This is a genomic window from Pedobacter sp. (assembly GCF_045628745.1).
Lineage (GTDB): Bacteria > Bacteroidota > Bacteroidia > Sphingobacteriales > Sphingobacteriaceae > Pedobacter.
In genome coordinates this window covers 1-4,638 of the sequence record NZ_JAZQPU010000120.1, presented here as the reverse complement: position 1 = coordinate 4,638, position 4,638 = coordinate 1, and the positions used below count along the sequence as shown (strand labels likewise).

5 protein-coding genes are annotated in these 4,638 nt (G+C 42.1%); 1 reads left to right on the top strand and 4 read right to left on the bottom strand.

The window, feature by feature from the left end; genetic code table 11:
- A partial coding sequence (locus ACR2F7_RS05185; RefSeq protein WP_432712525.1) for a glutamate synthase-related protein occupies positions 1-1,091 on the bottom strand: 1,091 nt, incomplete at its 3' end.
- Positions 1,092-1,169: 78 nt separating this feature from the next.
- On the opposite strand from ACR2F7_RS05185, the gene ACR2F7_RS05180 reads away from it, so the two are divergent.
- On the top strand, positions 1,170-1,790 hold the full coding sequence (locus ACR2F7_RS05180; protein WP_432712524.1) for an L-threonylcarbamoyladenylate synthase: 621 nt from the start codon (positions 1,170-1,172) through the stop codon (positions 1,788-1,790).
- A 42-nt stretch (positions 1,791-1,832) separates the two neighbouring features.
- On the opposite strand, the gene trpA is transcribed toward ACR2F7_RS05180, so the two are convergent.
- Genes trpA through ACR2F7_RS05165 form a run of 3 tightly spaced genes read right to left on the bottom strand, consistent with a single transcriptional unit; the run spans position 1,833 to position 4,453 of the window.
- Positions 1,833-2,600, bottom strand: a complete 768-nt coding sequence (trpA, locus tag ACR2F7_RS05175; RefSeq protein ID WP_432712523.1) for a tryptophan synthase subunit alpha — start codon at positions 2,598-2,600, stop codon at positions 1,833-1,835.
- A gap of 10 nt (positions 2,601-2,610) precedes the next feature.
- Positions 2,611-3,792, bottom strand: a complete 1,182-nt coding sequence (gene trpB / locus ACR2F7_RS05170) for a tryptophan synthase subunit beta (RefSeq protein WP_432712526.1) — start codon at positions 3,790-3,792, stop codon at positions 2,611-2,613.
- Positions 3,793-3,802: 10 nt separating this feature from the next.
- The gene (locus tag ACR2F7_RS05165) at positions 3,803-4,453 is read right to left on the bottom strand and encodes a phosphoribosylanthranilate isomerase (RefSeq protein ID WP_432712522.1); all 651 of its coding nucleotides are present in this window, start codon (positions 4,451-4,453) and stop codon (positions 3,803-3,805) included.
- Positions 4,454-4,638: the final 185 nt, after the last annotated feature.

Below are 4,638 nucleotides of genomic sequence, written 5' to 3'. Positions count from 1 at the left end.
AAGGCCACAGCTTCTCTTAAAGGTGTACCAACGGCATTGGAGAATTCTTGTGGCGATGCACCAGTACCCCCTTCACCCCCATCAACAGTGATGAAGTCTACATAAGTTTTTGTTTCTACCATGGCCTTGCAAATGGCAAAGAACTCACTCTTACGACCAATACAAAGCTTAATACCTACGGGCTTGCCGCCAGAAAGTTCCCTTAGTTTTTTAACGAAAGCGATCATTTCTAAAGGAGTAGAAAATGCCGAGTGCCCGGGAGGAGAAATGACATCATAGCCTTCTTTTACCAACCTGATTCTTGAAATTTCTGGTGTTACCTTCGAGGCTGGTAAAATACCACCGTGACCCGGCTTAGCACCCTGCGAAAGTTTGATTTCTATCATTCTTACCTGCTCGGTTTTAGACCTTTCGGCAAAAGCCTCATCATTAAAGGTACCATCATGGTGACGGCAGCCGAAATAACCGGTACCAATTTGCCATACCAGGTCACCACCGGGTTTCAAATGGTAGTCGCTGATTCCACCTTCGCCAGTATTGTGCATAAAGTTGCCCATTTTGGCGCCACCGTTTAAAGCAAGGATGGCGTTTTGGCTTAAGGAACCAAAACTCATGGCAGAAATATTATAAATGCTGGCAGAATAAGGTTGTTTACAGTCTGGCCCACCAATTAAAACCCTTGGGTCTTCATTTAATTCATGGTGGCTGATGGCCGCAATACTGTGACTTAACCATTCATAGCCGTTCTCATACACATCTAACTGTGTACCGAAGGGAATGGTATCGTTTTCTTTTTTTGCTCGCTGGTAAATTAAAGAGCGGCTTAACCTGCTGAAAGGCTTACCATTGGTGTCGCTCTCTACAAAATACTGGTACACTTTTGGTCGCAAATCTTCCATAAAGTACCTTAAACGCCCCACTACAGGATAATTTCTTACAATACTGTGTTTAGGCTGGTATAAATCGTAAACACCAAGAATAACAATGGGGCCTACAAAAATAAAAGCCCAAAAGAATGGATGCCATGCCAAACCAATCATGACCGTAGCTGTTACCAAAAAGGCCGCTATTGCAACAAAAGCTTTTCTCATATGGATTAATATAGTGAATAACCGGCAATAGTACGGCAAATATCCAGATAGACACGAAAGTTTTTTATATTTTTACATATGTTAATCAAAATCTACCCAGAAAATCCAAATCCCAAAGCTATAGAACAAGCTGTGGAAGTATTAAAAAAAGGAGGAATCATTATTTATCCAACTGATACGGTGTATGGATTAGGCTGCGACATTACCAACCACAAGGCTATTGAAAAGATTTGCCAGATCAGGGGCATCAAGCCCGAAAAGGCAATGTTTTCCTTTGTTTGTGCCGACCTGAGAAATATTTCTGATTACATCAAACCTATCGATAACATCACTTTCAGGGTGTTAAAGAAAGCGCTGCCTGGCCCTTATACCTTTATTTTAAATGCCAACAATAATGTACCCAAATTGCTGAGCTCTAAAAAGAAAACTGTAGGTATCAGGGTGCCCGACAATAGTATTGCACAAGAAATTGTAAGGCAATTGGGCCACCCTATTTTGTCGACGTCCATTAAGGATGAAGATGAGGTGATTGAATATTCTACCGATCCGGAGTTGATCCATGAGAAATATGAAGACCGAGTAGACCTGGTTATTGACGGTGGTTTTGGCGGTAATGAAGCCTCAACGGTTATAGACTGCACTTCTGGAGAGTTTGAAGTGATCAGGGAAGGTAAAGGAAGTTTGGAGGATTTGTTTTAACAGCCGCTACCAAACTTCCCATTTAAATGTTTAAAAAACAGACTAGGCAAATTCTGCCATAAACTGCCTGATGCTTTCTGCAGATTTATCTTCGGCCAGTACTTTCACAAAGGCGGTTCCAATAATGGCGCCATTGGCATACTGACAAGCTTTATCGAAGGTAGATTTATTGTTGATCCCAAAGCCAATCATGGTAGGATTTTTAAGGTTCATTTGTGCGATGCGTGCAAAGTAATCGTCTGTAGTTTGCGACAGCTGCAGGTTTTTACCCGTCGTAGCTGCTGAAGACACCAGGTAAATGAAACCAGTAGTCAGCGCATCAATTTTATGGATGCGCTCTTCAGAAGTTTGTGGCGTTACCAAAAAGATATTGCTCAGGTTGTATTTTTCGAAGATGCCTTTGTAAAACTCTTCAAATTCTACCATTGGCAAATCGGGAACAATGCAGCCATCAACCCCTACTTCGGCACAGGCCTTACAAAAATTCTCTACGCCAAATTGCAGCATCGGGTTAACATAACCCATCAATAAAACTGGGATGTTTACTTTGGTCCGTAAATCTTTTAACTGCTTAAATAACAGGTTAAGGTCCATTCCACTGTCAAGTGACTGTTTACTGCTGGCCTGGATCACCGGACCATCAGCTACAGGATCGGAATAGGGAAATCCTATTTCAAGCATATCAGCACCTGCACGTTCTAGCTCTTCTGCAATCTTCAGGGTATCATCAAGGTCAGGAAAGCCTGCAGTATAATATATAGACAGGATATTCGATTTTTTATCCTGGAATAATTGATTAATTCTATTCATTTAAGTGTTTTTATAAGCCAAAATATTTCATGTAAGTATCCATGTCTTTATCACCTCTGCCGGATAAACACACCACTACATTTTCATTCCCTGTAAACTCCATTTTCTCTAAATAAGCCAGGGCATGGGCGCTTTCAATGGCAGGAATAATACCTTCCAGCTGTGTACATAAAAGGCCGGCCTGCAAAGACTCATCATCCGTTACAGAAACATATTTGCCGCGACCAGATTTAAACAAATGCGCATGCTGAGGGCCAATACCGGGGTAATCCAAACCCGCAGATACCGAGAAAGGCTCTACTACTTGTCCGTCGTGGGTTTGCATTAAAATACTTCTGCTGCCATGCAAAACACCTTCTTTGCCTAAAGCAGTAGTGGCAGCAGAAAAACCACTGTCTACACCTTTACCAGCAGCTTCTACGGCGATTAATTTAACATTTTCATCATCAAGAAAGTGGTAAAACATACCCATGGCATTGCTACCACCACCAACACAAGCCAATACATAGTCAGGCTGGTCATTCCCTGTTTGTTCGATCAGCTGTTTTTTTGTTTCTTCAGAAATGATGGATTGGAATAAGGCAACCATATCAGGATAAGGATGCGGACCAACCACAGAACCGATGATGTAATGCGTATCCACAGGGTTATTTACCCAGGCGCGCATGGCCTCATTGGTGGCATCTTTTAATGTTTTTGAGCCTGAAGTAGCGGGGATCACTTTAGCACCCAGCATTTTCATGCGGGCAACATTAGGTGCCTGTCGCTGGATATCAATTTCACCCATGTAAACCTCACATTCCAGACCACGTAAAGCACATACGGTAGCTGTGGCCACACCATGCTGCCCTGCGCCGGTTTCTGCAATAATTCTTTTTTTACCTAAGCGCTCCGCCAGCAAAATCTGTCCGATGGTATTGTTAATTTTATGCGCCCCTGTATGGTTGAGGTCTTCGCGCTTTAAAAAGATGTTAGCCTTGTATTTTGCAGATAAACGCTTAGCCAGAAATAAAGGCGAAGGGCGACCAACATAATCTTTCAGCAGCTGATGGAATTCCTTTTGGAAGGACTCATCATTGATAATTTTAAGGTAATTGAGCCTGAGCTCTTCAACATTAGGATAGAGCATTTCAGGAATATAAGCTCCACCGAAATCTCCGAAATATCCTTTTTCATTCACCTGGTAATTCATGTTCTTTAGGTTATATTCCATTTGCCACAGTGCTCAAAGGGAATAGTTTAGTTTTAAATGCTTTTAGTTTGTCCGTATCCTTTAATGCAGGTTCGGTTTCAAATCTACTGTTAACGTCTATGCCGTATAAATTAGGGTGGCTGAGCTGTTGCAGCTCCACCACATGTTCGGGGCCAATGCCGCCGCTTAAAAAGAAAGGAACGTTTAAAGTATACTCCTTTAATATTGCCCAGTTGAAGGTTTTGCCAGAACCACCATGATCGGGCGTTTGTGTATCAAAAAGAAAATAATCTACCACTTTTTGGTAAGGGATGAGGGTAGCAAAGTCGAAGCCCTCCTTTAAACCAAAAGCTTTGATGAGTGAAATACCAGGGAAAAGCGTTTTGAGGGCTTTACAATAATTAGGGCATTCATCACCATGAAGCTGCACGGCCTGGAGTTTGTACTTGAGCACAAATTCTTGTACCTGGTGCAGCTGCTCGTTTACAAAAACCCCTGTTTTGATGATGCTGGCAGGCAGCGCATCCAAAACGGAAGCCGAAAGGTTACCAACAAATCGTTTTGACTGTGGGTAAAAGATGAAGCCTAAATAAGCTGGTTTTAAAGCGGCTACCGCAGCAATATTTGCCGGGTCGCGCATTCCACATATTTTAATTTTCATGATCATGAGGTTTTCATTGTTGTTCAGGCATTGGATTGAATACCTGTAAAATTTAACAATTTCTGGAAGCTGTTTAAGGCCTTTTTAGCCATTAAAGATTCTTCCGCCTCATAGAAACAATCGGCAAAGCTTTTGGTGTGATCAATTGTTTGTAATGCCATTGCGGCGTTACACAATACCACATT